Annotated in this window: 25 protein-coding genes; 7 read left to right on the plus strand and 18 right to left on the minus strand. The window is 50.0% G+C overall.

Features of this window, described 5'->3' with window-relative positions; translation table 11 throughout:
* Positions 1 to 623 precede the first annotated feature (623 nt).
* From Q8K39_RS09055 to Q8K39_RS09065, 3 genes are read right to left on the minus strand one after another with little or no spacing between them, the layout of a single operon-like run.
* Positions 624 to 1,772, minus strand: a complete 1,149-nt coding sequence (locus tag Q8K39_RS09055) for an anhydro-N-acetylmuramic acid kinase (protein ID WP_305259566.1) — start codon at positions 1,770 to 1,772, stop codon at positions 624 to 626.
* A 53-nt stretch (positions 1,773 to 1,825) separates the two neighbouring features.
* Entirely contained in the window at positions 1,826 to 2,350 is a 525-nt protein-coding gene (locus tag Q8K39_RS09060) for a GNAT family N-acetyltransferase (protein ID WP_305259568.1), read from the minus strand.
* A 10-nt stretch (positions 2,351 to 2,360) separates the two neighbouring features.
* Entirely contained in the window at positions 2,361 to 3,683 is a 1,323-nt protein-coding gene (locus Q8K39_RS09065; RefSeq protein WP_370868585.1) for a peptidoglycan DD-metalloendopeptidase family protein, read from the minus strand.
* A gap of 314 nt (positions 3,684 to 3,997) precedes the next feature.
* Between Q8K39_RS09065 and tyrS the strand changes: the two genes are divergently transcribed.
* The 3 genes from tyrS to Q8K39_RS09080 all read left to right on the plus strand — a co-directional run bounded on the left by tyrS (position 3,998) and on the right by Q8K39_RS09080 (position 6,595).
* Positions 3,998 to 5,266 carry a tyrosine--tRNA ligase gene (tyrS, locus tag Q8K39_RS09070; RefSeq protein ID WP_305259572.1) on the plus strand — a complete coding sequence of 423 codons (1,269 nt, stop codon included), beginning with the start codon at positions 3,998 to 4,000 and terminating at the stop codon, positions 5,264 to 5,266.
* 204 nt (positions 5,267 to 5,470) lie between these two features.
* Entirely contained in the window at positions 5,471 to 5,911 is a 441-nt protein-coding gene (dtd, locus tag Q8K39_RS09075) for a D-aminoacyl-tRNA deacylase (protein WP_305259574.1), read from the plus strand.
* Between the two features lie 15 nt (positions 5,912 to 5,926).
* Positions 5,927 to 6,595: a histidine phosphatase family protein gene (locus tag Q8K39_RS09080; RefSeq protein WP_305259576.1), complete on the plus strand. Its 669-nt coding sequence runs from the start codon at positions 5,927 to 5,929 to the stop codon at positions 6,593 to 6,595.
* Between the two features lie 67 nt (positions 6,596 to 6,662).
* Here Q8K39_RS09080 and Q8K39_RS09085 read toward each other — a convergent pair whose 3' ends face one another.
* Genes Q8K39_RS09085 through Q8K39_RS09100 form a run of 4 tightly spaced genes read right to left on the minus strand, consistent with a single transcriptional unit; the run spans position 6,663 to position 9,723 of the window.
* Positions 6,663 to 7,400, minus strand: a complete 738-nt coding sequence (locus Q8K39_RS09085) for a LytTR family DNA-binding domain-containing protein (protein WP_305259577.1) — start codon at positions 7,398 to 7,400, stop codon at positions 6,663 to 6,665.
* Positions 7,397 to 8,449: a sensor histidine kinase gene (locus tag Q8K39_RS09090; RefSeq protein WP_305259580.1), complete on the minus strand. Its 1,053-nt coding sequence runs from the start codon at positions 8,447 to 8,449 to the stop codon at positions 7,397 to 7,399. The genes Q8K39_RS09085 and Q8K39_RS09090 overlap by 4 nt, the downstream gene beginning before the upstream one ends.
* Before the next feature lie 11 nt (positions 8,450 to 8,460).
* Positions 8,461 to 9,066 (minus strand): hypothetical protein, encoded by a 606-nt coding sequence (locus Q8K39_RS09095; protein WP_305259582.1) that lies wholly within the window; start codon positions 9,064 to 9,066, stop codon positions 8,461 to 8,463.
* Positions 9,067 to 9,117: 51 nt separating this feature from the next.
* Entirely contained in the window at positions 9,118 to 9,723 is a 606-nt protein-coding gene (locus Q8K39_RS09100; RefSeq protein WP_305259583.1) for a hypothetical protein, read from the minus strand.
* Between the two features lie 392 nt (positions 9,724 to 10,115).
* Here Q8K39_RS09100 and Q8K39_RS09105 point away from each other — a divergent pair, with 392 nt between their 5' ends.
* Complete coding sequence (locus Q8K39_RS09105) at positions 10,116 to 11,699, plus strand: hypothetical protein (RefSeq protein WP_305259585.1); 1,584 nt, start codon at positions 10,116 to 10,118, stop codon at positions 11,697 to 11,699.
* 66 nt (positions 11,700 to 11,765) lie between these two features.
* Here the strand turns inward: Q8K39_RS09105 and Q8K39_RS09110 are convergent, their stop codons facing one another.
* Positions 11,766 to 13,094 carry an NAD(P)/FAD-dependent oxidoreductase gene (locus Q8K39_RS09110; RefSeq protein WP_305259586.1) on the minus strand — a complete coding sequence of 443 codons (1,329 nt, stop codon included), beginning with the start codon at positions 13,092 to 13,094 and terminating at the stop codon, positions 11,766 to 11,768.
* A gap of 322 nt (positions 13,095 to 13,416) precedes the next feature.
* Here Q8K39_RS09110 and dusB point away from each other — a divergent pair, with 322 nt between their 5' ends.
* The 3 genes from dusB (at position 13,417) to purH (ending at position 16,367) form a co-directional block, all read left to right on the plus strand.
* On the plus strand, positions 13,417 to 14,427 hold the full coding sequence (gene dusB, locus Q8K39_RS09115; RefSeq protein WP_186956374.1) for a tRNA dihydrouridine synthase DusB: 1,011 nt from the start codon (positions 13,417 to 13,419) through the stop codon (positions 14,425 to 14,427).
* A 93-nt stretch (positions 14,428 to 14,520) separates the two neighbouring features.
* The gene (locus Q8K39_RS09120; RefSeq protein ID WP_110258221.1) at positions 14,521 to 14,754 is read left to right on the plus strand and encodes a helix-turn-helix domain-containing protein; all 234 of its coding nucleotides are present in this window, start codon (positions 14,521 to 14,523) and stop codon (positions 14,752 to 14,754) included.
* 47 nt (positions 14,755 to 14,801) lie between these two features.
* On the plus strand, positions 14,802 to 16,367 hold the full coding sequence (gene purH / locus Q8K39_RS09125) for a bifunctional phosphoribosylaminoimidazolecarboxamide formyltransferase/IMP cyclohydrolase (RefSeq protein WP_305259590.1): 1,566 nt from the start codon (positions 14,802 to 14,804) through the stop codon (positions 16,365 to 16,367).
* A gap of 161 nt (positions 16,368 to 16,528) precedes the next feature.
* Here purH and Q8K39_RS09130 read toward each other — a convergent pair whose 3' ends face one another.
* The 10 genes from Q8K39_RS09130 to Q8K39_RS09175 all read right to left on the minus strand — a co-directional run bounded on the left by Q8K39_RS09130 (position 16,529) and on the right by Q8K39_RS09175 (position 26,433).
* Positions 16,529 to 17,728 carry a phospholipase effector Tle1 domain-containing protein gene (locus Q8K39_RS09130; RefSeq protein ID WP_305259592.1) on the minus strand — a complete coding sequence of 400 codons (1,200 nt, stop codon included), beginning with the start codon at positions 17,726 to 17,728 and terminating at the stop codon, positions 16,529 to 16,531.
* A 12-nt stretch (positions 17,729 to 17,740) separates the two neighbouring features.
* Entirely contained in the window at positions 17,741 to 18,250 is a 510-nt protein-coding gene (locus tag Q8K39_RS09135; RefSeq protein ID WP_305259594.1) for a hypothetical protein, read from the minus strand.
* Between the two features lie 591 nt (positions 18,251 to 18,841).
* Complete coding sequence (locus tag Q8K39_RS09140; RefSeq protein WP_186956370.1) at positions 18,842 to 19,156, minus strand: HU family DNA-binding protein; 315 nt, start codon at positions 19,154 to 19,156, stop codon at positions 18,842 to 18,844.
* Between the two features lie 164 nt (positions 19,157 to 19,320).
* Positions 19,321 to 20,247: a hypothetical protein gene (locus tag Q8K39_RS09145; protein WP_305259597.1), complete on the minus strand. Its 927-nt coding sequence runs from the start codon at positions 20,245 to 20,247 to the stop codon at positions 19,321 to 19,323.
* Positions 20,248 to 20,396: 149 nt separating this feature from the next.
* Complete coding sequence (locus tag Q8K39_RS09150; RefSeq protein WP_186956368.1) at positions 20,397 to 21,437, minus strand: M23 family metallopeptidase; 1,041 nt, start codon at positions 21,435 to 21,437, stop codon at positions 20,397 to 20,399.
* Between the two features lie 49 nt (positions 21,438 to 21,486).
* Entirely contained in the window at positions 21,487 to 22,203 is a 717-nt protein-coding gene (locus Q8K39_RS09155) for a hypothetical protein (RefSeq protein ID WP_305259601.1), read from the minus strand.
* The gene (locus Q8K39_RS09160; protein WP_186956366.1) at positions 22,200 to 22,847 is read right to left on the minus strand and encodes a hypothetical protein; all 648 of its coding nucleotides are present in this window, start codon (positions 22,845 to 22,847) and stop codon (positions 22,200 to 22,202) included. Before Q8K39_RS09160 ends, Q8K39_RS09155 begins: the two co-directional genes overlap by 4 nt.
* 43 nt (positions 22,848 to 22,890) lie before the next feature.
* Positions 22,891 to 24,477: a transglycosylase SLT domain-containing protein gene (locus Q8K39_RS09165; RefSeq protein WP_305259604.1), complete on the minus strand. Its 1,587-nt coding sequence runs from the start codon at positions 24,475 to 24,477 to the stop codon at positions 22,891 to 22,893.
* Between the two features lie 121 nt (positions 24,478 to 24,598).
* Positions 24,599 to 25,771, minus strand: coding sequence for a hypothetical protein (locus Q8K39_RS09170; RefSeq protein ID WP_186956364.1), 1,173 nt, complete (start codon positions 25,769 to 25,771; stop codon positions 24,599 to 24,601).
* Between the two features lie 14 nt (positions 25,772 to 25,785).
* Positions 25,786 to 26,433 carry a hypothetical protein gene (locus tag Q8K39_RS09175; protein WP_186956363.1) on the minus strand — a complete coding sequence of 216 codons (648 nt, stop codon included), beginning with the start codon at positions 26,431 to 26,433 and terminating at the stop codon, positions 25,786 to 25,788.
* Positions 26,434 to 26,490: the final 57 nt, after the last annotated feature.

The following is a 26,490-nucleotide window of genomic DNA, read 5'->3' on the forward strand; positions in this document are numbered from 1 at the left end:
ACATCGCTCACTCAAAATACTGACAGTTCAGTTTCTTATTTCTAAAAAACCGTCTTGCTTTATACTTCTTGTGAACACTTGCTATATTATTTAAGCATTTCCAACTCACCGAAGTGAATTGGTGCGCTTCACCAAGTGCCCACATTTATTGACTGTTAATTGTTAAAGAACTGAAATCTTTTCTACTCGACCGGACTACTTATTCATCCAGTTTTGCGTCGCAGCGTTGTGTGCGTTAGCAGCAGAGAAACGAGATTATGAAGCACTTCTTTGTCGCTGTCAACACTTGCAACTCACTTCGTTTTGTTTCGCTCTTTCAAGCTGGCAAAACCGTTGTTGCGTGCCCACAGCTGCTAATTTATTCCGCAATCTCTTCGATCGCTCATTTCACTAGCTTTGCTTCTTTTGCTTCTCTTCTCGCCCGCTTCTCAGCGGGAGGCGAACTATAGCAAACTACTGCCCTTCTTCGCAAGGCTTTATCGGTAAGTATTTAGTGCGTTTGTAGAAAGGCAAAACCACTGAGTGCGCTGCGCGCACCGAGTGGTTTTCTTGCTCCTATATATAGAGAGGGGCGGACACAACCAGGACTGGGACTTAACTTTGCTACCGCAATACACCCATCGTCAGGCAGGGTATAGCGCGCCGAGAATACGCCCGCCTGCTGCGCCGGTTACATCGGCCAGGTTGCCCGGCAGGCGAAGGCAAAATCTTTGCGCCAGCCAGGCAAATGCGAGGGCCTCTACCTGTTCAGGAGCAACACCCAAGATAGCAGTACTATTCACCATGGCCTTGCAAGACTGGGCAGACAATAAAACCTGCAAGCGTTGCATGAGCTGGTGATTGTATGCACCGCCACCACAGACATACACATGAGCGACATCTGGTGCATGACGGGCAATATCATTTGCCAGCGTCAGCGCGGTGAATTCGCACAAGGTTGCCTGCACATCGACGGGCCTGCTTGCCTCAAAACCCAGTAGCTTGCTCTGCAACCATGCCAGATGAAACAGATCACGACCCGTGCTTTTGGGTGGCGACATGTGCAGATAAGCCTCATCCATCAAACTAGCCAACAAGGCGGGGATGACATTGCCCTGCACAGCCCAGTCGCCATTGGCATCATAGGTCTTGCCCTGATGTTGCTGGATCCAGGCGTCCATCAAGACATTGCCAGGACCAGTATCAAAACCACGGGTGCTGCCATCAGCCGCGAGGATGCTGATATTGCTGATGCCGCCGATATTGGCAACGACACTGGAAACACCTGCGCATCCAAATACGGCGCGATGAAAGGCTGGTACCAAAGGTGCACCCTGGCCACCAGCGGCGACATCCCGACCGCGGAAGTCGGCGATGACGTCGATGCCAGTCAACTCTGCCAGCAAGGAGGGATTATTGGTCTGACGGGTATAACCCAGTTCCGGTCTGTGCCTGATGGTTTGCCCATGCACGCCTATAGCCTGCACGACTTGCCCTTCTGCCAGTGCTTGCAGTTTTTTTACGCACGCGGCATACGTTTTGACCAGGGCATTTGCCAGCAGCGCTTCCTGATGCAATTCATTCTCACTGGCGTGCTGCAAGCGCATGGCTTGCTGGCGTAGTTCTGCATCAAAGGGGATATAAGCAGTAGCCAGGATATGCATGCGAGCGCCCGCTTCCTCCTTGGGGCCAGGCAAACGCACCATGACACCGTCGACCCCATCGAGGCTGGTGCCTGACATCAGGCCTATATATATAGATGTTGAATTGTTGTTGCCATGTTGCATACTCATGCTGATACCTAATCAACCTTAATGAGCAAGAGTATAGAAGAGTCGGCCCGGCATTACAGTGACTTGCAGAAAATTCTATTCGCGATGTCTTCAGATTCCATGCGGAAGATGGTCTCACCTATGTCAGCATAACCGGCAAGTGGATAAAATTGCCGCGCCCTGTCATTACCTACCCAGGTGGTCAGCCAGACTTGTTGCACACCCTGCTCACGCAGATGTGCTTCAGCCTCAGTCAGCAACTGACGCGCTATGCCACGACCAAAAAATGCAGGGTGTATATAGAGATGATCGAGTTCAGCCTGATGCTCGGCACTGACCTGGGCATGGCGCTTGCCATTCGAGGTTTGACAATAACCGACCAGATGCCCATTGCTTTCTGCCAACAGGATATGGGTATTGGTTTGAGCGAGATAGCTTGCCGTGCGTGCCGTTGTCAGTTGAGACAGGACATAGTCAGCAATGGTTTGACTGATACCCTGTTTAACATAGGTATCAAGCCAGACTTGCAGTATCAAAACGGTCAGGACAGAGGCATCGCTTGCCTCTGCCTTGCGTATGAAGAAAGACGTCGTGTTCAAGCGCCTCTGATCAGGAACGCTTGGCCAGGCGCATGACTTCGGCCATGCGTTCTGGATGCAGCAGATTGAATCTATGGTTCATGTCACCTGCAAACCCCTTGAAACGGGCCATTTCAGCAGTCGCCAACGGTGCAGCTTCTGTCATGTTAACAGTCATGGGGTCACGGGCTTCATTATTGACGCGGAACTCATAATGCAGATGCGGACCAGTAGACCAGCCAGTAGAGCCAACATAGCCAATCACATCACTCTGACTGACTTTCATGCCCTTATGTACACCAGTTGCAAAGCGACTCATGTGTGCATAGGCAGTGCTGTAACCATTCCAGTGTTTGATGACAACCAGATTGCCATAACCACCACTCGGCCCGACCGACTCAATCACACCATCAGCAGCAGCGCGTATCGGTGTCCCGGTTGCAGCAGCAAAGTCGACGCCCTTATGTGCTTTCCATTGACCAGAAATTGGGTGCACTCGCATGGAGAAGCCGGAAGATATACGAGTAAATTCTATCGGCGATCTCAGGAAGGCCTTTTTCAAAGACTTGCCGTCAAAGGTGTAATAACCGCCCTTACCACCCGTTTCTTCAAACCAGGCAGCCTGATACAGCTTGCCAGAATTACTAAATTCACCCGCCAGCACTCGGCCAGTGCGGACCCGTTCGCCGTTTTGCCAGAAACTTTCATAGACAATATTGAAATAATCGCCCTTTTGCAGACGCTGATAATCAACATTGGTCTCGAACATGGTCTTCACCTGTTCTGTAACGTTAAGCGGGATCAGGGCATCATCAGCAGCAGGATAGAAGGCAGTGCGGATATAGGCTGTTGCCATTTCCACACGTCTTTCTAGCTTGGCAGTGATATCGGACGAGGTCAGTTTGCCATTATTATCACGGCTGATGACGATGTTTCTGACCGGTTTGTCCGGGCCATCGGAGACAGTTGTTTGCAACCACAGGAGTTCGCCATCTTCATCCGTTTTAACCGCCACGGTTTTATCAGCCCTGAATTGCAGGATACCGCGTGCAATATTGTCTGATTTGATGAACTGTGCCGCTTCGTCGTCATCCACACCTATGCGCTGCAAGAACGTTGCCAATTGCTCACTGCTCTTGAAGGTGGCTTCGCGAATGAATTGCTGCTCAGTCGCCTCAAGTGCGGCGACCTGTTCATCCAGTGAAGGCAGGCTGAGTTCTTCTTTGATACGCTTGATTGGCAGATCAGATGCGTCTGGTGCCAAAGGAGCAACACCAACTGCGCCAAATGCGCAAACAGCAAAGAAAAGTGCGGAGACGGAAACAATGCGCGAAGCGCGTGTGGTGCCAAACAACAGTCTGCCACCAGAGACTAATCGAAGTAATTTATCTGTTGGACGCATGCAATAAGTTAAAATTGACTGTTTTTATCGAAAATTCGAGATCGTTGCAGTGAGATGGACTTGCACATAAAATATGCATGGTATCAAGACTGCAACACTAAGTTCGGGATTATAAAACCAGGTAACAAGCAAGTAAATTGCTGACATCCGGTTTAAGCGATAATCCCTGCAAATTAACCAACACCCAGAATTTGGCAAACGCTGATTATGGATTCAGTTTAAGAATTCGACCAGCGGTGTTACAAAAAAATTGATCTATATTAAAGATGACTTCTGAACATAATTCCAGCTCCTCTGAAAACTCCGCTACCGCCAGCAAAATCCTGCCCTTGTCTGATGCAGTGCAACATGCACTGGCAGTAGCAAAGCGCGGTGTTGATGAACTGCTCATCGAATCCGAATTTGCCCAAAAACTGGCACGTAGCGAACAAACTGGCAAACCCCTGCGCATCAAGCTGGGCCTGGACCCGACTGCACCAGATTTGCACCTGGGCCACACGGTTGTGCTCAACAAGATGCGTCAATTGCAAGATCTGGGCCATACCGTGATCTTTTTGATCGGCGATTTCACCTCCATGATCGGTGACCCGTCTGGCCGCAATGCCACCCGCCCGCCGCTGACGCGCGAACAAATCGAAGACAACGCCCAGACTTACTTCAAGCAGGCCGCGTTGGTGCTGGACGCCAGCAAAACCGAGATACGCTATAACTCTGAATGGTCAGACCCACTCGGCGCACGCGGCATGATACAACTGTCGTCCAAATACACTGTGGCCCGCATGATGGAACGCGATGACTTCACCAAGCGCTTCAAGGCGGGCACACCGATTTCCGTGCATGAATTCTTGTACCCGCTGATGCAGGGTTATGATTCAGTCGCCCTGAAATCTGATCTGGAACTTGGGGGCACTGACCAGAAATTCAACCTCCTGGTTGGTCGTGAACTGCAAAAAGATTATGGACAAGAGCCACAATGTATTTTGACCATGCCTTTGCTTGAAGGCCTGGACGGCGTCGAAAAAATGTCCAAGTCCAAGAACAACTATATCGCCATCACGGAGCCAGCCAATACCATGTTCGCCAAGATCATGAGTATTTCTGACACCATGATGTGGCGTTATTACGAGCTGCTGTCTTTCTGTTCACTGGAGCAGATCGCTGCTTACAAAAAAGCCGTGGCAGAAGGCCAGAACCCGCGTGATATCAAGGTAGCGATTGCGCAGGAAATCGTGACGCGCTTCCATGACAGGCAGGCGGCAGAAGATGCGCTGGTTGACTTTGTAAAACGTGCAAATGGCGAGATTCCTGATGTTGTGCCAGAAGTCAGTTTGGCAGGGGCACCTTTGAGCATTGGGCAATTGCTGAAACAGACCAATTTGTGTGCATCGACAGGTGAAGGTATGCGCATGGTGGAACAGGGTGGTGTGAAAATTGACTCTGTCGTCATAAGCGATAAAGGCCTCAGGGTTGAAGCAGGCACTTTCGTGCTGCAAGTAGGTAAGCGCAAGTTTGCGAAGGTGACATTGACGGCTTGATGATATGTGTGTAGGTTGGGCCGGGCCCCGCTGGGCTACACTTCATCAGCCCAAACCTGGGCGTTTAAATAACGTATACGTTTTCTGAGGCTAAGTGTTGGGCTGGTAAACCGCAGCCCAACCTACGAGACCCTGCCCAAGCTACGAGATTTCGCCCACCCTATCTTCGCCTCCTCCAAAAGCAACAAACCAAACACTTTCCCCATGATCGCCCTATTACAAAGAGTCACCGAAGCTAAAGTCGTCGTCGACGGCAACACCATAGGCGCCATCAATGCCGGCCTGATGGTACTGGTCTGCGCCGAACGCGAAGACACTGAAAAACAGGCTGATGATCTGCTAAAAAAATTACTCGCTTACCGCGTATTCTCTGATGACGCTGGCAAGATGAACCGCAGTGTCACCGACGTACAAGGCGGCTTGCTGCTGGTGCCGCAATTCACACTGGCGGCCGATACCAATTCCGGCACGCGCCCGTCTTTTACACCAGCGGCGCCACCAGAACTGGGCAGGCAATTATTCGATTACTTTGTCGCCCAGGCGCGCAACAAACATGCGCAGGTAGAAACCGGCAGCTTTGGTGCCGACATGAAAGTGTCTCTGACCAATGATGGCCCGGTCACTTTCTGGCTAAAAACAAAATAAGAACAAAATAAACAAATGAAACCCACAGAAATTTTATTGATACGCCACGGCGAAACCGCCTGGAATGCAGAGCGCCGTTTGCAAGGCCATCTCGACATCCCCCTGAATGCCGAAGGCACGCGCCAGGCCAAGGCGCTGGCCTGGGCCTTGCAAAATGAAAAGCTGCACGCGATAGTCTCCAGCGACTTGCAGCGTGCCGTGCAAACCGCCGGTGAAATCGCCCGCCTGCAAGGCGTCAGCACCCGCATAGACAAGGGCTTGCGTGAACGCTGCTTTGGCGGTTTTGAAGGCAAGCTGTATAGCGAGCTGCCCAGCCTGTACCGCAAGGAATACAACGCCTGGCAAGCACATGAACCGGATGCGCAATTCCCGCCAGGCGAAAACGAAGGCGAAACCATACGCCAGTTCCACAAGCGCGTGATGGAACACGTATTTCACTATGCCAAACAATTTGAAGGCAAAAAAATCGCCCTCGTCGCCCACGGTGGCGTACTCGAATGCGCCTACCGTGCCGCCAAGAATTTACCACTGAACGCACCACGCGAAGTAACGATCTATAACGCCAGCATCAACCGATTTGAAGTGATGGGCAAAGAAATCAAGCTGGTGCAATGGGGTGATATTGCGCATCTGGATGCTGATGGGCTGGATGAGATAAATCAGACTGCTACGGACAAGCATTAAGACGCTGAGAAAAATAGACAATCCTGTTTTTTGCAAAAATGCTTGCCTCAATTGACGACTATCGAACTTACATCTGCCTGAACTGGTGCTGAAAAGCCTGTGACACTGCCAGCCATTCATCCTCTTTCTGCAAACGCAAAGCCAGCCCGCCGTCACTTCTTTGCACCGCGTCTATCGCTGCCACATTGACGATATTGCTGCGTGATATTTGCCAAAATTTATCGGCATCAAGTTGTGCTGCCAGGTCTTTGATGGTGGTGCGGATATAGGCTTCGAGTTTGGCAGTGATGACTTTGGTGTATTTGGAATCTGCACGGAAGCATACTACATCGCTGACATTGATGAAGCGTATCTGGTTGCCCACCGATGCCTGTATCCAGCGTAGTGGCTCTTGCGGTTTTTTGACTTGCAGGGCTGACAGGTCAGCCGGTTGTTGTGACAGACGTTGCCTCAGTCTTTGCACGGCCAGTGCCAGCCGGCCCATGTCGAGCGGCTTGAGCAAATAATCAACCGCGCCCTGGTCGAAGGCATCAACGGCATAGTCATTATGTGCAGTCAGAAAAACGATGTGACAAGGATGCTGGGCAAGGCGAGCCACATCTATACCGCTCAGGCCGGGCATGCGCACATCCAGAAAGGCGATGTCGGGGCGCAGATCGGTAATGGTTTGCATAGCCTTGATGCCGTCATCAACACTGGCGATGATGTCCAGTTCTGGCCATAGCTGTACCAAGGCGTCTTGCAATTCCTGGCGCAGTATTGCTTCGTCTTCTGCGATCAGGGCTTTGGGATTGATGATGTTCATGCCAGCTCACTTGTCCTGGCTGGCAGAGATATGCTGGCGCACACGCCGCCCTTTTCACCTGGCTGCAATTGCAGTTCTGCCTGCTCACCGAACAAGGCCAATAACCTTTCCTGCACATTCAGCAAGCCAACACCGCTACCCAGTTCATCCTGAAAACCACGGCCATTATCGCTGACTGTGATCAGCAATTTCCCGGCTTCGCTACTGGCACGGATGTCTATGCGCGCCTCACCCGGCTGAGGTTCTACACCATGCTTGATGGCATTTTCTACCAGACTCATGATGGCCAGTGGGGGAATCAGGCAGGCGCGCAATTCATCTGATGCCTGGACCGCGTACTGAAAGCGTGTGCCCAGGCGTATCTGAAAGATTTTCAGATAGGCAGCGGCCCTGTCCAACTCCTGTCCCAATGTGGTGCTACTCTGACGCATGTCGGGCATGGCAGCACGCAGGTAGGCAATCAGGTGATTCAGCATTTGCTCCGCCCTTGCAGCATCCTGGTGTATCAGGGCACGTGCATTAGCGAGCGTATTGAATAAAAAATGTGGCTCTATCTGGCCCTGCAAGGCAGCCAGCCTGGCTTCCAGCACTTGTCTTTCCAAATTGTGCTTGCTGGCTTCTGCCGCCAGGCTGGCCTGGGTGCGGTGCGTGATTTCCAGGTCTATGGCCGCGGGTAATATGGTTGCAAAGATGAATACGATGAGCACTGCTGGCAATATCCAGGCTGCGTGACTGGCCGTCAATGGCGGCCAGAACACAGTCTCTACCCAGATACCTGCCAGGAGAGCCAGCAACATGAAAACCGCCAGCACGAACCAGCGCTGGCTGGCATATTTGAGCCACGCCGTTTTTTGTGACAGGCACAAGCCAGTTTGTGCCAGCGTATAAGCCAGCAAAATCGCCAGGCTATCTGCCAGCCAGGCCGAACCTGCGCTGGCAATGCGGGCATAACCCAGCAAACCCAGTACAGCAAGCATGGGTAAGAGCGGCCAGGAGATACTGGCCTTGCTGTCGTTAAGCTCGTGCGATATCGTCAAATCTTTGCGCATCGGTTCGTGATCTACTCAGAGAAATTCAGGTTTTGTATTGTAGTCGCCACTGGCCCCATGGTGATTTTATTGGCAATGTGAGGTTTACTCTCAGGAGCAGGTGTGCTCGCTTGAACATCACTGAAGTTCATACCCTTGACGAATAATTTTCCCTTATCTTTGAGTGCTACACCCAGTTCCAGCTTGGTTGCATTGGCTGGCACCAGCAATCTGACCCTGATCGCCTCCCAGGTATCACTCTTGCGTGCCCAGGATGAAGAAATTGAGATACCTCCCTTGTCGTCTATGGTCCTGATCCAGAATTCATAGCCACCGAGTTCGCCCATATGTCGTGCCGATGCAGTAAAGTGCATGGTTTTTCCACGATAGGCGCTAGCATCCACCACTTGTGTGATGGCGGCAAAATCATCATTAGTCATTCCCTCTTTTGCGGCCATGAAGAAGGCGGGCTGCTCTTTACTGCCTTGTGATGCATCCAGACCACTTTCATAATGCGTGGCAAGTGCGCCGTTCGCGGTCCAGCCCTTGGGTACACCGCTATTGACTGCGCCAGCAAAAGAAAAGTTGACGGCAAATGCGGCGAGGGGTGCGGCGATTAAAATTTTCCAGTGTTTCATGTCTGCTCCGGTATTGATATGGTTTGCGAAATAAGACGACACCTGTCAGTCTTATTCGGTAAAGTTCAAATTGCGCGCAGGATAAGTGGGCAAGCCAGCGCGAAAGCTGGGTAGCTCAACCGGGTTGGACATTGCGACATAAGGCTTGCGCTCCAGTTTGATGTCCCTGACCCAGATCTTGCCCTTAGAGGCGAGTGAAATACCTATATCGAAGTGCTTTAAAGTAGCAGGCAAATCTTTGGGGAAATGACTGGTCACGACAATTCTTTCCCAGTCTTTGCCACTCGGGATACTGCGTGCCTGGATACCGCTAAAATCTGCCGACTTCATATGACGCAGCCATACCCTGCTTTTCTCTGCCCCTACTGCCTTGACCATCATACTGAACTCGATGATACTGCCCTCATACTCTCTGGCATCAATCTGCTGCATCAGCGTGACTGTCTCACTGGTCGCAGTATCCTTGCTGAAAATGACAAGTGCCGGGTACTCAGGCGTGCTTTCTGCTGGGTCGATACCCATCCCATACTTATCACCCAAAGGCCCCCATGCCTGCCAGCCACTGGGGGCGCCCGTTTTAATGCCATCTGCAAATGAGGTATTCATGGCAAAAGCAATCAAAGGCGCTGCTGCCAGAATTTTCCAGTGTTTCATCATCTGTTCTCCATACGGGTTGTGAATGTGATGCAATATACGTATGAACAAATTTGATTTCCTTTGCTTTGCGATCACCGCCGCATCCTTGCCGATAAATGGCGGAAAATTTCTGATGAGTGGGCGGGATATAAAATAGTTTTGTGCATGACCACCCAGAAAGCGACAAGTGAATTGACCGGGCCTGGTTAAATGGCGATACTGCCAACTTTAGCTTTTTATTGTTTACTGTTACGCAAGCTGTGTGCCAGTTTTACTGATCTGCCATTTTAAGTCGAAGGAAAGTCCTAGTGCGAATCTTCTATCAATTCGATTATGATGCGCTGCCCCGCAACGTCAAGAAGCACTTGGCAAGGTCAGTCAGAAGCCCGGATTATCTCGTGCATGGGCAGGTCATGTCCAATCTGAAATGGTATGTGATACATGCTGCGATGATACTGGCATGTGCTTTCTTCATTTATCTGGCGGCAGAGGCCGACTTTGGCGACCCGGTGAAAGACACTTCCTGGGCTGACACTGGCATGGTAGCCTGGTATGCGATCCTGTTTTTTGGTATGGTATATGCAGGCCATGCGATATGGCAGCGCATGCAATTGAGTGCCAAGTTTCGCTTCCTGCCCGGCCGCTACCTGTTCCCATTGGCGCTGGTAGATATACGCAGTAACAAGATAGCAGTACATGACCTGGCGCAATTGCGCAAGCTGGATGCCACACATCATGAAACCAATGGTCGCTACAACAAAACTGTTTTTTCCTTCAATTTCAACGATGGGACAAGCAAGAGTCTGGTCATCAATAATCTGAACCAGGCCGAAATCGCACTGGAAAAATTCAATAGCTACCAAAGCAAGGCTCGTGCTGCCTTTCATAACCGTGATATCGCCAGCCTGTATGGCTTTGACCCCTTCCTGGATATACGCAAGAACAAGTGGAAAGAGGCTCTTGACACTTCCGGCGTGGCAAAAAAGTTGGTCGGTCTTTTGCATTATCTGAAAACGCCACTGCTTATCGTGGCCATCGTCATTGCTGCATTATTCTGGTATGGCAGGAATGCTGCATCGGACAAAAAAATGTACTTGAATGCGAAACAACAAAAAACGGAAAGTGCCTATCTTGGCTATATCGCCAACGGCAAGTTCAGAGTGGCCGAGATGCAGGCAGAATTGCCCCGTGTGGTTTTCAATGAAACCTTGAAAAAGAATTCCGTCACGCTGCTGCGCAATCTGAAAACACGTTTCCCACAATCAGATATTTTGCCTGAAGTAGCCGAAGAGATTCATTTGCTGTATGACCGCTCGCTGCAAAAATTCAAAGCCCAGGCAGTCAATTCAGATACGGGCTTGATCAAGTCCATGGAGCAATTACTGAAATTTGCAGAAGAACATGATAACCCCAACGTGGCCATCAGCTTCGCCCGCCCAACGGTGAGTGATTTGAGCCAGCTTGATGCCTTCCTCAAGCTAAAGGAAAACAAAGTACGCGGCATGAGGATCATCCCGGCCGCCAAACATTTTGCCGATGACAGCGCCGCGACCAGGGAAGCACGGATTACTACCGGTATACGCAGCGCGTTCAGCGCCATCTTCCCGAACGACGTGCTGGCATTCAATGCCAATGCTGCAGCAAAAGATAATGTCCCGAAACTGCTGATCGCCTATCAGATAGAGCCATCCGGTAAGGTGTATACCTCAGAAAAACAGGATGATGCTTTTGTTGGCCTGGTGATGCGTTTCAAAGCGGCCATCGTAGTGCCCAATGCCAGGGAACGCTGGAAGTTTGATCTGGAAGTTGAACCGCCAGATAGCTTCGATGTCGAATACAAAACATCCAGTCGCGATGCCGTGCATCATGCGCCTGAAGGCCAGGTGTATGCGGTCATGGCAGAACGGGCTTTTGATAAACTTGCCGCCAAGATCAATGCTGCCTTCTTTAGCCCCGATAGTGCGGTGTTCATGCGACAGGTGAAGAATGGCCGCTGAGTAAATAAGCCACAAGTACAGCTACAGATTGGGTGGCGCCCAATCTGCAGACCAGCTCAGTGAAGCTCAATGCAGCTTGATACGCGGATTGCGCACCCTGTCTATGGTCTCTGCCCAGGTCGATAACCAGGTATGGAACAGGCCATTGACTGCCACCTGGTGATGCTTGTGCAAAGACCAGTACATCCACTTTGCCAAAGTACCTTCGATAAAGACCGAGCCACTGGCGATAGCACCCATGAGGCTGCCGACGGTGCTGTAATTGCCCAGTGACACCAGAGAACCATGGTCCTTGTAGGTAAACTCCACCAAGTCCTTACCCTGCAACTGACGCACCAGTGATTTGGCCAGCGTGCTGGCTTGCTGATGAGCAGACTGGGCGCGCGGCGGAACATTGGGCAAACCCTCGCCCTGCGGGCAGGCACAGCAATCGCCGAGGGCAAAAATGGCGGGGTCGCGCGTCGTTTGCAAGTTGCGGTTAACCACAAGTTGGTTAATGCGGTTACATTCCAGCCCGTCCAGGTCTTTTAAAAACTCAGGGGCCTTGATACCAGCAGCCCACACCACGATGCCACTGGGGATGAATTTGCCGCTAGCCATCTCCACACCGGCTTTGGATACTTCAACGACTTTTTCATTGGTATGCACTTCGATCGCGATGCTGCGCAATTCACGGGCAACGGATTCTGACAATCGCTCAGGCAGCATTTGCAACAGACGTGGGGAAGCATCAACGATGACGATCTTCAAGTCTTTTTCCGGATGGAAGTTGACCAGTCCATAGCTGGACAGGATTTTGGTGGTCATGTGCAGTTCAGCCGCCAGTTCCACCCCGGTAGCACCACCGCCTATGATGGTGACGGTAAAACGCCCCTCACCCGCAGCCTGTGCCTGGGTTTGAGCGCGCAGGCAGCAGTTAATGAGTTTTTGATGGAACCGTTCTGCCGCCGCCAATGAATCCAGCATGATGCAGTTTTCACGCGCACCGGGAGTACCAAAATCATTGGTCTGACTACCCAGCGCGATGACCAGCTTGTCGTAAGGTATGGCTTGGCGCGGCAACAGCTCTATGCCATTTTCATCCAGAGTGGGAGCGAGGTAGATTTCCTTCTTGTCACGCGAGAGACCGTCCATGCGACCCAAACGAAAATCAAAATGATTGGAACGTGCCAGGGCGAAGTATTCGCGCTCGTCAGCATGGCTGTCGAGAGTGCCTGCGGCAACCTGATGCAACAAAGGTTTCCATAAATGGGTACGGCTGGCATCCACCAGCGTAATCACGGCCTTGCCGCGCTTGCCTAACTTCTTGCCCAGACGAACTGCCAGTTCCAGCCCGCCTGCACCACCGCCAACGATGGTAATTCTAGGTACTGCCTCCTTGTTTTGCGTGTTCACGACGACTCCCTTAATATAAAAAATGTATTCCCTTGGCGACGAGTGATCACTCGATGCCATGGGAATACACTTTGTCCAGAGTCAATATGACAAATTGCTACAAGAGTATACACACATGCCGCCTCGTGTTGGTTGGTATCCCGCTTACTATAGTAATTTAGAAATGCAAGTCTAAAAAACTGACTATTTCGCCAGATTTTTACTATCGTCAGCGCATGTCATATAGATAAAAATATTCCTTACGAGTAGTAACGAATTTGCCGAATATTTAGGCAGGATTCAGGTAGAATAGCGCTTCTTCGAATTTCCCCCTTCCCTGATCGTGCAAATCGGCTCTTACGTGCTGCGTAATAATATTTTTGTTGCTCCCATGGCTGGCGTGACTGACAGACCTTTTCGTCAGTTGTGCAAGGAACTGGGTGCAGGCTATGCCGTGTCTGAAATGGCGGCATCCAATCCCAAACTCTGGGAAACAGAAAAGTCCACGCGCCGTACCAACCATGAAGGCGAAATGGAACCCAAGGCTGTGCAGATTGCCGGTGCTGATCCACAAATGCTGGCCGATTGTGCCAGGCATAATGTTGATAAAGGTGCACAAATCATCGATATCAACATGGGTTGCCCGGTCAAAAAAGTCTGCAATGCCTGGTGTGGCTCAGCCTTGTTGCAGCATGAAAGCCTGGTCGGGCAGATACTGGATGCGGTGGTCGGTGCAGTCGATGTGCCGGTCACACTCAAGTTTCGTACCGGCTGGGACAGGGCAAATAAAAATGCCCTTAACATTGCTCGCATGGCAGAAGCGGCTGGCATACAAATGCTGACCCTGCATGGACGCACCCGTGCCGATGGCTATAAGGGTGATGCCGAATATGACACCATTGCTGCCGTCAAGGCCGCAGTCAATATCCCCGTAGTTGCCAATGGCGACATCACGACACCGGAAAAAGCCAAATATGTCTTGGAGGCCACCGGTGCTGACGCCATCATGATAGGCCGGGCGGCGCAAGGCCGACCGTGGATCTTTCGCGAGATCGCCCACTTCCTCACTACTGGCGAGCATTTACCCGCCCCCTTGATTTCTGAAGTTCGTGAACTCATGGATGCCCATTTGAAAGCGCACTATGCGTTCTATGGTGACTATCTTGGCGTACGAACGGCACGCAAACATATAGGCTGGTATGTGCAGGACCTGGTAGGTGGTGAAGATTTCCGGCAACAAATGAACTTACTGACGGATTGTGATGAACAACTTGCCGCCGTCAGCAGTTTTTTTGATCACATGGCTGGAGAGCGGTTACAATACCGCCCCTTTGAAGAAAAACTGGCAGCATAAGACAAAGCACTTTTACAAAAAATAAATTGTCTTGCCGTCCACGAACCGTGGACTACCCGCCGCCTGGCATAACCGAACAGTGATAAAAACAGCATGAGCAAAGATAGCATTCAAGACGCCGTCCATAAAAACCTGGAAAAGTATTTCCGTGACCTGGGCGAGCAACCCGCATCCAATATTTACGACATGGTCGTGTTAGCCGTTGAAAAACCTATGCTTGAAATGGTCATGACGCGCGCATCGAGCAACCAGTCACAAGCCGCCGATATGTTGGGCATTAACCGGAATACCTTGCGCAAGAAATTGCAGCAGCACGGTTTGCTCTAACCCATCCGCGAGGCTTGACACCGATTTCCTTACTCAAATCAAAAATCATGATCAAACAAGCCCTCATTTCCGTCTCCGACAAGACCGGTGTGCTCGAATTTGCACGTGAATTGTCTGCGCTCGGTGTCAAGCTCTTGTCTACGGGTGGCACTGCCAAACTGCTGGCTGACAATGGCCTGCCTGTTACCGAAGTGGCGGACTACACCGGCTTCCCTGAGATGCTCGATGGCCGTGTCAAGACCCTGCACCCTAAAGTGCATGGCGGCATTCTGGCACGCCGTGATTTCCCTGAACATGTGGCTGCGTTGGAACAGCATGGCATCCCTACCATAGACATGGTGGTGGTCAACCTGTACCCGTTCCAGCAAACTGTCGCCAAAGGTGAATGCTCGCTCGAAGATGCGATAGAGAATATCGACATCGGCGGCCCGACCATGTTGCGCTCGTCGGCCAAGAACCATAAAGATGTTACCGTCATTGTCGACCCTGCTGATTATGCAGTGGTGCTGGCAGAGATGAAGGCGAGTCAAAACGTCGTCAGCTATGACACCAAGTTCACGCTGGCAAAAAAAGTATTTGCCCACACTGCGCAGTACGATGGTGCCATCACCAACTACCTGAGCAGCCTGGGTGAAGACAAAGCGCATGCTACACGCAGCGCCTATCCGCAAACCCTGAACCTGCATTTTGAAAAAGTGCAGGAAATGCGTTACGGTGAAAACCCACATCAGTCTGCTGCCTTCTATCGCGACCTGAAATCTCTCGAAGGTTCGCTGGCCAACTACAAGCAATTGCAAGGCAAGGAACTGTCTTACAACAATATCGCTGATGCCGATGCCGCGTGGGAATGCGTGAAGTCTTTCGCTGAGTCTGCCTGCGTCATCGTCAAACATGCCAACCCTTGTGGCGTGGCCCTGGGTGCGACACCGTTCGAAGCTTATAGCAAGGCTTTGCAGACTGACCCGACTTCTGCGTTTGGCGGCATCATCGCCTTCAACCGCGAACTTGATGGCAAGGCTGCTGAAATCGTCGCCAAGCAATTCGTTGAAGTGTTGATCGCGCCATCGTTCACTGCAGAAGCAAAACAGATTTTCGCGGCAAAACAAAATGTGCGCTTGCTGGAAATCTCTCTGGGTGATGGCTTCAATCAGTACGACATGAAACGAGTTGGCGGTGGCTTGCTGGTACAGGCCCCAGATGCCAAAAATGTCTTGCAGGAAGAACTGCGCGTAGTCTCGAAATTGCAGCCTACGCCACAACAAATGGCTGACATGATGTTCGCCTGGCGCGTGGCCAAGTATGTGAAATCAAATGCTATCGTCTTCTGCGGCAATGGCATGACACTGGGTGTAGGCGCTGGCCAGATGAGCCGCATAGACTCTGCACGCATTGCTTCCATCAAAGCGCAAAATGCTGGTTTGACTTTGTCTGGTTCTGCCGTTGCGTCAGACGCCTTCTTCCCCTTCCGTGATGGCTTGGATGTGGTGGTAGATGCAGGTGCAACTTGCGTGATCCACCCGGGTGGTTCCATGCGTGACCAGGAAGTGATTGATGCTGCGGATGAACGTGGAGTGGTGATGGTCTATACCGGTACACGCCATTTCCGCCATTGATCCCTTCTTGAAGTAGTGGTGGCGTGAATACTAAGCGGCTCTGTTAATCCAGAGCCGCTTTTTTTTTCTGGCTTCCATCACCATGTATTAGCTTGATATGTGAGCATGTGTCAGAACTTTGATACCGTAACACCGGCCAATTACCGAGAGCCAAGCTTGACTTACAGTTTTGGCTGCACCTGTTTCACCTGCTCTGAAGTACGGGACAGCAGGCGATTCGAAGGACTATCGTCGGCACTCAAGACATTCAGATCTGCTCCGGGTCTGGTGGCAGCAATTGGTTTGATGCTGCCACTAAACTGCTCGGCCAGCTTCTTGTCCACCGGATCAACAGGCTTTCCATCCGGGTCTTGTTTAGGCGTAATGCCGCGCTCTTCTACTCGGCGGTAAAAGAATTTGTGCTGTGTAGAATCATGAATAACACTCATCTCAGGCTCCACCGGCACTTCTCGTTTCATGATCATGGCAGAACCCAGAGTCGCATTCAGATAGCCACTCATCAGGTTAAAGTTACGCGTAGATAAACCATTGAGTTCATAGCCGCCACCAATATCGCTATGGCAGCCCGCTGTTGTCACCCCTAAAAATCGGCCATCTGCTGAAGTCCCTTGTGCAATGATGTTATCTGCAGGGAACAGGGTGCGGTGCTCATCACCGGCCTTGATTTGCAAGCCACTGACAACCGAGGTGGCAGGTCTTCTGTCTTTACTTTCTGGCGCACCGGTTGCCACAGGATCATACATCGCCAATGCTTGCGCAATTTTTCCTGGCTCCTGCAGTGGCGGTGCTGTGTAGGTGACTTTATCATCAACCCAACCCAACCCCAAATTCAGAGCGGAACGCTCTACGTTCCTGGCTTCTGGATTTTGTATGCCGCGCTCATCAACCATACGGGTAAATCCGGCGGCCTGTTCTGCACCACGACTAAATCCTACAGACAAAACACTAATTTTTGCATCTGGATTTTCTTGCAGCCAGGCAGCAGATTGAATATTAAATCTTTGGTACATTTCCTCCAGACGTTCCTGGTAGGTGCCGCCAGTTGCGCCATCAATAGTACCTTTCAAGCCCCCCTGAGTACCTGGACCTTCCTTGTAATAAAAGCCGACATTGGGGTTTTCCAGCCTGGCATTTTCGACCTGTTCTTTCAACAAACCCACATTGGTGATGTGCTTGGGATCTTTGATTGCATCGTTTCCTGTACCGTCAAATAAGGCGACAAACACGCGCGCATTTGGATCCTTGGCATCATAGAGCTGAGGAACCTTAAAGGCATTGATCTCAGCTTCAGCCCTGGTATACGTTGCCAGTTGCTCAGGAGTCGCCTGCTTAACATCAACACCGTCAGATTTAACAGTCATAGGAAATTAGAATCAAAAAGTCTTGGTAAAGGCCAGCGTCAGATGATCACGATGCTCACGCGTCTGTTCATCTTTTTCCAGGCGCATCGTGACAAACATGTAGACATTCACAGTACGGTCATTCACTTCAATAATGATGGTTGGCTTACCACCATAAACTGGCTCAGCTTTATATAGCCTGGAAATCTCTTCAGTATGCAGAATTTTTCTGTCTTTAAATATCTCGTCCAGATTGAGTGAGTATTTGAACGGCGTGCCGTCCTGTGAGCGCCACTCCATTTCTACCGGGCCTGCAAACGCGTTGTAACTGCCCGAAGTACCCCATCTGAATCTACTGACATCTTCAGGCGTCTTTGCCCTGAAAACCTTGCCAAAGCTAAGTCTGTGTGGCGAGCCTGCATAGACCAGATAGACATCACTCGCACTAAATACCTTGATATCAATATCATGCGTGGTGAATTTCAACACTTCTTCATTTGCCATTGCGCTAAGTCCCAGTTGTGTTTGTAAAGCGATTGCCATCAAAAATCCTGCAAAATGTCGTTTCGAGAGTTTCATTGTTAACCCGTTTTTGCATAGAACCCATTTCTTGATTAGTGCGAAACAAGTCCAAGAATTACTTTAATCAAATGTGCTGCAGACGAATTATTATCAGAAATTCAAAAAAAATCCAAGCCAAGGCGTGCTGACCTATTTTTTGATCTACGAGCAAGGTCAATAAGCTCTCGTCCAGCACAAATTGCAAACAGGAGAAGCAGAACACAGCACCGGATTACCCATGGAACCAGCTCTTTCTGTCACGGAATGACCAACATGGCCGGCGCACAGGAAATGACGCCGAAAAACATCTGGAAAAACAGACTCAATAACAGGAATTATACTTCCAGCCTTTTCATTTTTCAAATTTTTATACAAACAAAAGTAAAAAACATTTATGAACCAGGATTACTTGGAGAACCCTCGTGTTTTTGCACTTCGACCCTTGTTTATTCAAAGCCCGGCTAATCAGAGAATAATCCGATTGAATGCTATAAAATGAAAAAAGGAAGTCCGAAGACATCCTTTTTGCGCAATACGACTACTGTACGGCCTTGCCCCTGACATCACGTGGCTTTAATCGTCTTCATCTTTCATATCATCAACAGGCAAATTATTGACTTTGTTTTGCAGGTAGCGACTGGGTTTGAATTTGGGGACTTTGCGGTCTTCAATCATCACAGGTTCACCTGTACGCGGATTTCTGGCTTGTTTTGCGTTTCTTTCAGCCACCTTGAAGGTGCCAAAACGGCTGATCTTGGCTTCGCCGTCTTCGCTCATTTCCCGGATGATTTCATCAAAGACAGAAGTGACGATATCCTTGACCACGTTCCTGGTCAAAGTACCCTGATATTTACCGTAAATACACTCGACGATGTCGTGTTTTGTCATTTCTATTATGGCTTTCTACTTGCAGTAAAGAACTGCATTATTCTAAAAAGCTATAATATGCCTTCGAAATTTGAAAGTCAAAGTAGGCCGGGGGTAGTGCTGGAATGATTGAAATGCGCAGCCCTTTGGCTGGAGCTAAGTCATCATCCAGACTGATCAGAGTATCAAAGACCGGGAATGGCTGAGGTTTTCCTGGCAGATGCCTCAGGCGGTGCTTTAGATTTATCTACCCCGTTGACGCTGGATGAGGGAATATTCGTCGCAAGACTGCCGTTACGCACCTGTTCTTGCATCTTGCTTTTGGCATCTGCTTCGCTCACGATACTGGCGTTGGGGCCGTATCGTTCAGTCACCGACATCGCCTTGCCCGAACGCAACTGAAGCGACAAATCGTCAATCTGCGCTCTGACTACATTAACATTGATGGGGACTGACGAAGATGCCTTCGGCGTGAGCTCTGCAGGATTTTGGGTCGCCATCTTACGTACCAGCCAATTGGATTTCAACACGTCCATAGGCAGGGGTGATGCCCTGGTCTGATCGGGCGCACCAGCAGAGGACTTGAAATTCCTGGCATATTCTGCCTGCTTGTCAAGGTTCTGCATCAGGTAAGCTTGGGACTCCTCAGCCAAACGCCGATAACTTTCGCTACGTTCTGGAGAAAAATACTTTTGCCTTATCTTTGCCTCGTTGTGTTCGAAATAAGCCTTTTGCTGCGCTGTCATCTGCTTGCCGTCACCAGGTTCGATTCCAAGCAAACGGAGGTACATTCTTTGTTTGAAGGCATCAATCGATTTGTGTTCCGGGTTTACTGCACCAGACTTCAAGTCTGCCTGAATTTTCTTTTGTAAATCCTCAAACGATTTGCGACTTGATGGAGACATTTTCGCCAAGCTATCTGCATTAGCAGCTTGCATGGCTTCCAGAATCTCATCGCCATTCTTTCCTTTCATGCTGGCAATGGCAGCCTGATATTTTATTGTATCCTCCTGGTTCAATCTGGGAACTAAACTGTAGCTATCTGCATTTTTTTTCAAGCTCTGATCTGTCTTCCCGGTATTGATAATATCCATCTGCAGCAAATCATTCACTTGCTGCGCATGGGAAAATACGGGCCATAGCAAGCCCAGCAGCAACCATAGTGCTGCCACTTGGTTTGCCTTGCCAGTGTTTCGCGCTTGCTGACTATGATTCATGTTCAGGCTCATCAATGCTGATTGCTTTAAGTGCAGTTAAGGTGTCAAGGCGCGATGCTTTGCAATGCCGGCTCGCGCAATTTCTTGACCTTGATCTGGATGGCCACATCATTCAATAGCGCTGTTCTGGTGGCTGATAACTGGACTATGTTTTCAGCTATTTCCCGCTTTTGATATTGCATGTAGATTTGGTAGGCTGTCATGACTGCCAGCTCATAATACAAAGGCAATTCACCTTTGAGTGAGAGTTCGGAATACCAGTGTTCCGAACCAAAGCGTTTTTTTGCTTCGCCCAGAATCATTTCAGAAAATGACATATCTTCTGCAGTCACAGGTGCAGGCAATGGTGGTTGCTGCGAAGCATTGTCACCCGACTTGGCGATCTTGGCTGCGTCAACATTGGCGGCCGGATTGGTAACGCTAATTGAGGTGCTAGGTATTGTCCCCGTCGTCGCATTTTGGGCCATATACTTGTCGTAAAATTCTTTATCGAAATTAGGGGTTGCGTTGCCAAAGACATTCTTGTCAACCACACCGGCCGGACGTATCAAGCTTAAGGGCGGCTTTCTGTCGGGCGTATCTACGGCAGCCTGATAGGTAAATGAAACGCCGCCACAGAAGGGAGGTGGTATGCGCCACGCACTAGTCCGGCTTGGATCACCTTTGGTAATGACTTCCAGATGGATATGTTCCGGATTAGGCAATATGCCTGTATTCGATGGCACACCTAGCTTGTCTCCGACGCTGATAGCGGACCCATTCAGCCTGGCCTTGCCATTTGCAGCAGGTTCAAAATTTTTCAAATGGCAGAACTTGGTTGCAAAACCATCTGGTTGGGTAATCACGACCATATTACCGCATCCCCCCGTACCAGGATATGAATGATAAGTACCGCCAATAGGTGCTACCACCATCGGATCTGCCAATACTTTTTTCGAGAAGTCAGTCCCGTAGTGAAATTGCCATTTACCACGGCCGTTGGGATTGGCACCAAATCGCCAGCCAAATGGGCTACTGACAACAAGAGAACCTGACTTGACGACAGTTTGCAGGCATGTACTTGCCGACGCCAAACTCTGCGTCATTAAGCTCGCACATACCGCCGTTGCCAGCAGATAGGGTCTGAGAGTAAATTTAGCCTGCATTTTTTTTCAACAGTGGTTTGAGTATGGACTTAATCGTGTCTTTTTCATTTCGCGTGGGATTTTCACGCTCCATCAGGAATACGCCAGCCTCATAAGCTATCTTGTCTTCAAATCCTAATCCCAATGCTGCCCAGTTAAGGTATTGCCGGAGTTTTTCATTGCGCAGCTCAGCCTGTGCCCTGGACGCGACTGTTTGCACTGTCTTGCATGCAGGCTGTTCGTATTCACCGTCTTGTGAGATATCAACACACAGGCTGTTATAGATAAAATGATGCAAGGTCAGGTAAGGCAAATCAAGAACCACACCTTTATTCTGCTCTGTCTGCTTAAGCCGAACAGCGGTATAAAACAAAATTTGTGCGGACACCACCTGATCGTTCGCGGCATACCAGGCCATTTTTCTATAAATCATCGCAAAACGCTTATCCGGTTCTCCAGCGATAATGCCGCCAGGACGCAAGACTGCGAGTTTGGGGTAGGCATAGGCCAGTGAGGTGTCGATTTTCTTCACTGCATCCGCTTCCTTCACCAGAAATTTCTTGTTGATCTCCGCCTGCTGTTTTGCTGTTTTTTCTATCACATAAAGAGAGAACCATGGGCTGTCTTCTGTTGGTTCACTGCCCACACTGACTTGCGCCAACACCAGGCCGGAAGCAGCAAACCCCAGGAAGATAAACAACAAACTATTGAAGAAAAAACGCATCATCTCTTTGCAACATACTGTTTTGTCTTGACATCGAACGTGAATGAAAAAGTCCTGTCCAGTTTTTCCAAACCAGTACCTGTCTGATTCACTGCTGTACCTCGTTGTTGCAAGACCACATCTGGATAATCGGGTATGACTGAAGCTGGGAAACTAGCAGTCAGCCTGCTTTCAGCACATAGTTTTTTCCCTTCACATGCAGCACCTTCCAGGTTATTCAGCAATATCTCAGCAGTCTTAAGTATGCTCTGTGGCTTCTTGTCAGCATTGAGGATAAATATCTCTGCTGCCGCATAGCCATATCCACCACGGTTGGCAGGGATCAACACCACAGCAACAGGACTTTTACTCTGAGAGAAAAATCCTGCAGTTCCGGTCGCGTCTTCGACCGCGATGCTGACGACGCCACCAGGGCCGCGCACGTTGATCATATCGTTGGCGCATTTCCCTGATTTTTCGGGACAGTTACCGTCACGAATAAATGTCGATACCCAGTAGGAATCATTGCCATTACTGGTAACGGCAACTATTTTTTCAATTCCCGCCGCCGACTTTGCTTCCTGTCCCAGTTTGACTGTATCAGCAGCCTGGCAAATTGCCGTTGCCGCAAACAGGGCACAGGCAAGCGTAAGCACGTGTTTCTTCATAGCATCACCAGATCTTCTATTTTCACCGTCATCATCCGCATGGTCAGCATGCATTGATGCCAAATTTCTTACGCCAGAACTCCCAGTACATCTGTCCATTGATTTGATCCAGAGGTACACGCGGGCTCATGTTTCCCTGTATGGCCTTCTTCCGTGCTGCAGATAAAGGGGCGCCCGTCGTAATATTGTCATATATCTGCTTGAAGCCTGAGGCGCCCATATTGTGCATGCCATACAAAACAAAAACCGGTGGTACGCCTTTCACACCCTTCGGAAAAGTGCTGCTAAAGGCTGCGATATTGGCAATTGCATATTTCTTTGCCGCGATACCGTTTTGATAGGGATCAAAAATCTGGGTGGGCAGCAGCCCACTCATTCCCACGTCAGACAAAGCACCAGCCCCCATTTGATACAGGCCATAGTACTTGGCTGGACTCACTGCATTCGGGTTCTTGGTCGATTCCACGTAGGCATAGTAATGCCACGCAGAGAGCGATATGCCAAAGTTCAGCAAAGGAGAACCAGAGTCACCATTGGCAAAGGAATTGTTAATCGCTGTATTGACAGCTGCAGTACCCATTTTTTCGTACTTGGCAAAATCAGCGCTGGCAGCACAGCGTGCCTGTGTTTCGGCTGTACCTGTGGTGGTTGAAGATGGATCGAGATTAGGATTGGCATCAGCAATCTGATTGGCGACATCAGCACGTGCAGAATTATCTGCGTTGAAGGCAACCACAACTTTGCTGCGCCGTGCAATTTGCGAATTGAGGGAATGTGCAACGGTGCTCATGCGTGCCTGTATGACGTTATTACTGCCAGAGAAGGCTTTTCTGGCATCTGAATTGTAGGTATCTTCGCTGTAATCCGTGGCAGGATAATTCCCCATACCCAGGACATTCTCTGTCCATACCATGGCAGCCCGCTTTTCTTCTTCTGAGAGTTGCGTGGTCTTTGATTCACCATCTCTGATATAACCAGGCGGCATGACGTCCAGGTTTTGCAGATGATCAGCAGCAGCAGCGTCGCAAATACCATTAAAGACATCCGACAGGGTGCAATAGCTGCTTGCGTGTCTGTGATAACTGGCCTCGGCGTCTGACATTCGGGATGTACGCATACTGTTAACGAGGCGGGTATTCATTGCATCAGTCGCTATCGCCGCACCTGAAGAAACCAGGGAGGTCACCTGCGTTTGCCCAACCAGTTCATTGCACACCTTACTAGGCATGGTGACACCAGTGTTCTTGATCAGGGTAGCAGAAACTGCCTCCTGTGGACTACGTGGAGTACTGCCAGGCAACCCTACCTGAGTTCCGAACAGGAAAGCCTTACCCTGCATCGTCGCTGTCTCACCATCCGCCCCTACCTTATTACGTGCGCCCTGGGTTTCATAGGCCGCAACAACTTTCGCACTTGCCGCCGCAGTCTCTGGCAGTATTTGATAATTAATTACAGTCAGTAGAGCAAGCTTGACAGCTGCGAGGGCAGCAGAGATAGCCGCGAGTATCGCTGTTGTTGCCTGAGATATGGCGATCAACATATCTGGCGACCAAATCTCGCACCAGTAGCCGCCCACATACACGCAGACCCCGGCATTAGCTGATTGCGAGATAAACAAAAGAGGTAACAACAATAAACTCAGGCAAAGCGGAGCATACCGTCGCAGGCTAACCCTCCTGGTGGACTTGTGTTCCTGGCATTTCTGTTTATCAAAGAAAAATCGCATGATAGGGCTAGTTCTTCTGTTGCGCTTATGGGGAAGTCGAGCCAATTGCCCGCAGAGCCATTTCACGATTTTTCGCGTAATTTGGATTCAGACTCACCGCAATTTCATTCAAGATTGCAACCTGTGTTGCCAGATTTTGCTCCACCCGCTCTTGTTGCACATAGGATTGGTAATCCATCCAGCTTTTGAATGCCATCATCTTGTTTAACTCACGTAGCAGGCCATTGGTATTGTATTGAGACAAGGTCAGATACCAGGACTGGTCAACGAAACGATTTTCGACGAAAAGCTTCATCGCCTGCAATGGCGACAAGGCTGTGACACCAGGAGCTACCAGGCCCATGGAGTCTGGTGTCAGGCTGGGGTCAACCTTGCGCATGAGAGCGCCATTTTCCATCGTTGCCAGAGAAACAGAAGCGCGTGCCGCATAGGTATTATTCGCGGAAAGCCATTGCTTGCCAACAGCAGTCTTGGAAATTTCATTTACATTACTTGGCGTATTTGGTGGTTCACCCACAACGTTGACAGCGAAACGCGAAGCCGCGATAAGACCAGCATCATCCAGTGGTTGGTCGGCTGATGCCAAGACCGTCTTGGAAGCATTCACCGGAGCCTGATAATAACGTTGCCCCTCGTCTTTGCTATCCATGTAATGCATATCGTCCTGATAGCGTTTCGCCATCTCTGCACGAATATCCGGTGCGCCATTGCGGAAATAGTTAACCTTTGCCTGTACACTTTGTGAGTCTGGCGAAACGGCACCGACTGCTGAACCCAAAGTCGTTGAAGAATTCAGATCATAACAATTGCGCTGGCCATTCAGCATGGGGTCTTTAATATTAAGCAAGGCAATTGCAGCAGCTTCATTGAGCTTGATATCGCCATCCACGGCGACCTTGCCTTCTGCCAGCACCTTGGCTCTGGCTCCATTCATCTCGACCGCAGCTTTTACCTTGGCACCAGCACTCCAAATCTCTGGCACAATGTGAAGCTGAACAAGCTCAAACATCAAGCCAGTTATCGCCGATGCTGCTGTAGTGATTGCCGTTGCTACTGTGGCACCAGCTTGTAACGCGCCAGCCGCGGCAGCGGCACCATCACCACAGCAGGCGTCAGCGCGCATTGGGATCACTGCGACAGGCAAGGCAAGAGCACAAGAGATAGCAACTGCCGTCAATTTTTTGTTTAACTTTTTCATCGCCTAACCTTTGCTTATAAGCCTGGAATAATCGATAGGGACTTAACGGTGGCTGCCGCCGGTGGCGCCGGAGAATACGCAGGTGGAGGACTCACTGGCGGGAGGTTGTTCACAAAATTGCCAAAGGTATTCACACCAGACTGGTTCACACCAGAGTTAACGGTATTGACCGCATTGCTAACTGCACTATTCCATGCACCAGTTGCAGCAGCACATATTTTCAAGATGATGTCATCGACCAGTTTATCAATTAATTTCCCCAATATCACTTCCATGGCCGCGGTAAAGTTGAAACTGGTTGGCAAATTGAACGTTGCCGAAATCATTTGAATATTGCTGAGACAGGAACCGATGGAATCATTGAAGCGCTTGACAGGATCACCTGGCGCAGCTGCAGTTGCCATGTTTTGCGCAGCTTTAGCAATTGAGTTATCAATCGCTGTGCCACATCCTTTTTGCATCCGTGCTTTTGCCTCATCAGTGCCCAGAGTATTTGCTGCCCGCATGTTTTTTTGCGTATTTGCATCAAGAACGAACAAGTTTGAGCCGACAGGGCCTGTAGCGCCGACAGTAATTACACTATCGGCTCTGGACATTGCGGGCATGACACCGATAGACACTATCAATAATCTGCACATCATTTTTTTTACAGTTTCTCGCATCACTTCACTCCTTGCTTTCATATCGTTGTCTGAGCCAATATCAGGTTCGCACATCTC

The sequence above is a fragment of the Undibacterium sp. genome (genome assembly GCF_030683615.1).
GTDB lineage: Bacteria > Pseudomonadota > Gammaproteobacteria > Burkholderiales > Burkholderiaceae_D > Undibacterium > Undibacterium umbellatum.

What these genes read in the sequence shown, in the direction of transcription:
- Q8K39_RS09055 (WP_305259566.1), bottom strand. Translation starts at nt 1,772, where the DNA reads ATGAGTATGCAACATGGCAACAACAATTCAACATCTATATATATAGGC.
- tyrS (WP_305259572.1), top strand. Translation starts at nt 3,998, where the DNA reads ATGACTTCTGAACATAATTCCAGCTCCTCTGAAAACTCCGCTACCGCC.
- dtd (WP_305259574.1), top strand. Translation starts at nt 5,471, where the DNA reads ATGATCGCCCTATTACAAAGAGTCACCGAAGCTAAAGTCGTCGTCGAC.
- Q8K39_RS09080 (WP_305259576.1), top strand. Translation starts at nt 5,927, where the DNA reads ATGAAACCCACAGAAATTTTATTGATACGCCACGGCGAAACCGCCTGG.
- Q8K39_RS09085 (WP_305259577.1), bottom strand. Translation starts at nt 7,400, where the DNA reads ATGAACATCATCAATCCCAAAGCCCTGATCGCAGAAGACGAAGCAATA.
- Q8K39_RS09090 (WP_305259580.1), bottom strand. Translation starts at nt 8,449, where the DNA reads ATGCGCAAAGATTTGACGATATCGCACGAGCTTAACGACAGCAAGGCC.
- Q8K39_RS09095 (WP_305259582.1), bottom strand. Translation starts at nt 9,066, where the DNA reads ATGAAACACTGGAAAATTTTAATCGCCGCACCCCTCGCCGCATTTGCC.
- Q8K39_RS09100 (WP_305259583.1), bottom strand. Translation starts at nt 9,723, where the DNA reads ATGATGAAACACTGGAAAATTCTGGCAGCAGCGCCTTTGATTGCTTTT.
- Q8K39_RS09105 (WP_305259585.1), top strand. Translation starts at nt 10,116, where the DNA reads ATGTCCAATCTGAAATGGTATGTGATACATGCTGCGATGATACTGGCA.
- Q8K39_RS09120 (WP_110258221.1), top strand. Translation starts at nt 14,521, where the DNA reads ATGAGCAAAGATAGCATTCAAGACGCCGTCCATAAAAACCTGGAAAAG.
- purH (WP_305259590.1), top strand. Translation starts at nt 14,802, where the DNA reads ATGATCAAACAAGCCCTCATTTCCGTCTCCGACAAGACCGGTGTGCTC.
- Q8K39_RS09130 (WP_305259592.1), bottom strand. Translation starts at nt 17,728, where the DNA reads ATGACTGTTAAATCTGACGGTGTTGATGTTAAGCAGGCGACTCCTGAG.
- Q8K39_RS09135 (WP_305259594.1), bottom strand. Translation starts at nt 18,250, where the DNA reads ATGGCAATCGCTTTACAAACACAACTGGGACTTAGCGCAATGGCAAAT.
- Q8K39_RS09140 (WP_186956370.1), bottom strand. Translation starts at nt 19,156, where the DNA reads ATGACAAAACACGACATCGTCGAGTGTATTTACGGTAAATATCAGGGT.
- Q8K39_RS09150 (WP_186956368.1), bottom strand. Translation starts at nt 21,437, where the DNA reads ATGACGCAGAGTTTGGCGTCGGCAAGTACATGCCTGCAAACTGTCGTC.
- Q8K39_RS09155 (WP_305259601.1), bottom strand. Translation starts at nt 22,203, where the DNA reads ATGATGCGTTTTTTCTTCAATAGTTTGTTGTTTATCTTCCTGGGGTTT.
- Q8K39_RS09160 (WP_186956366.1), bottom strand. Translation starts at nt 22,847, where the DNA reads ATGAAGAAACACGTGCTTACGCTTGCCTGTGCCCTGTTTGCGGCAACG.
- Q8K39_RS09170 (WP_186956364.1), bottom strand. Translation starts at nt 25,771, where the DNA reads ATGAAAAAGTTAAACAAAAAATTGACGGCAGTTGCTATCTCTTGTGCT.
- Q8K39_RS09175 (WP_186956363.1), bottom strand. Translation starts at nt 26,433, where the DNA reads ATGCGAGAAACTGTAAAAAAAATGATGTGCAGATTATTGATAGTGTCT.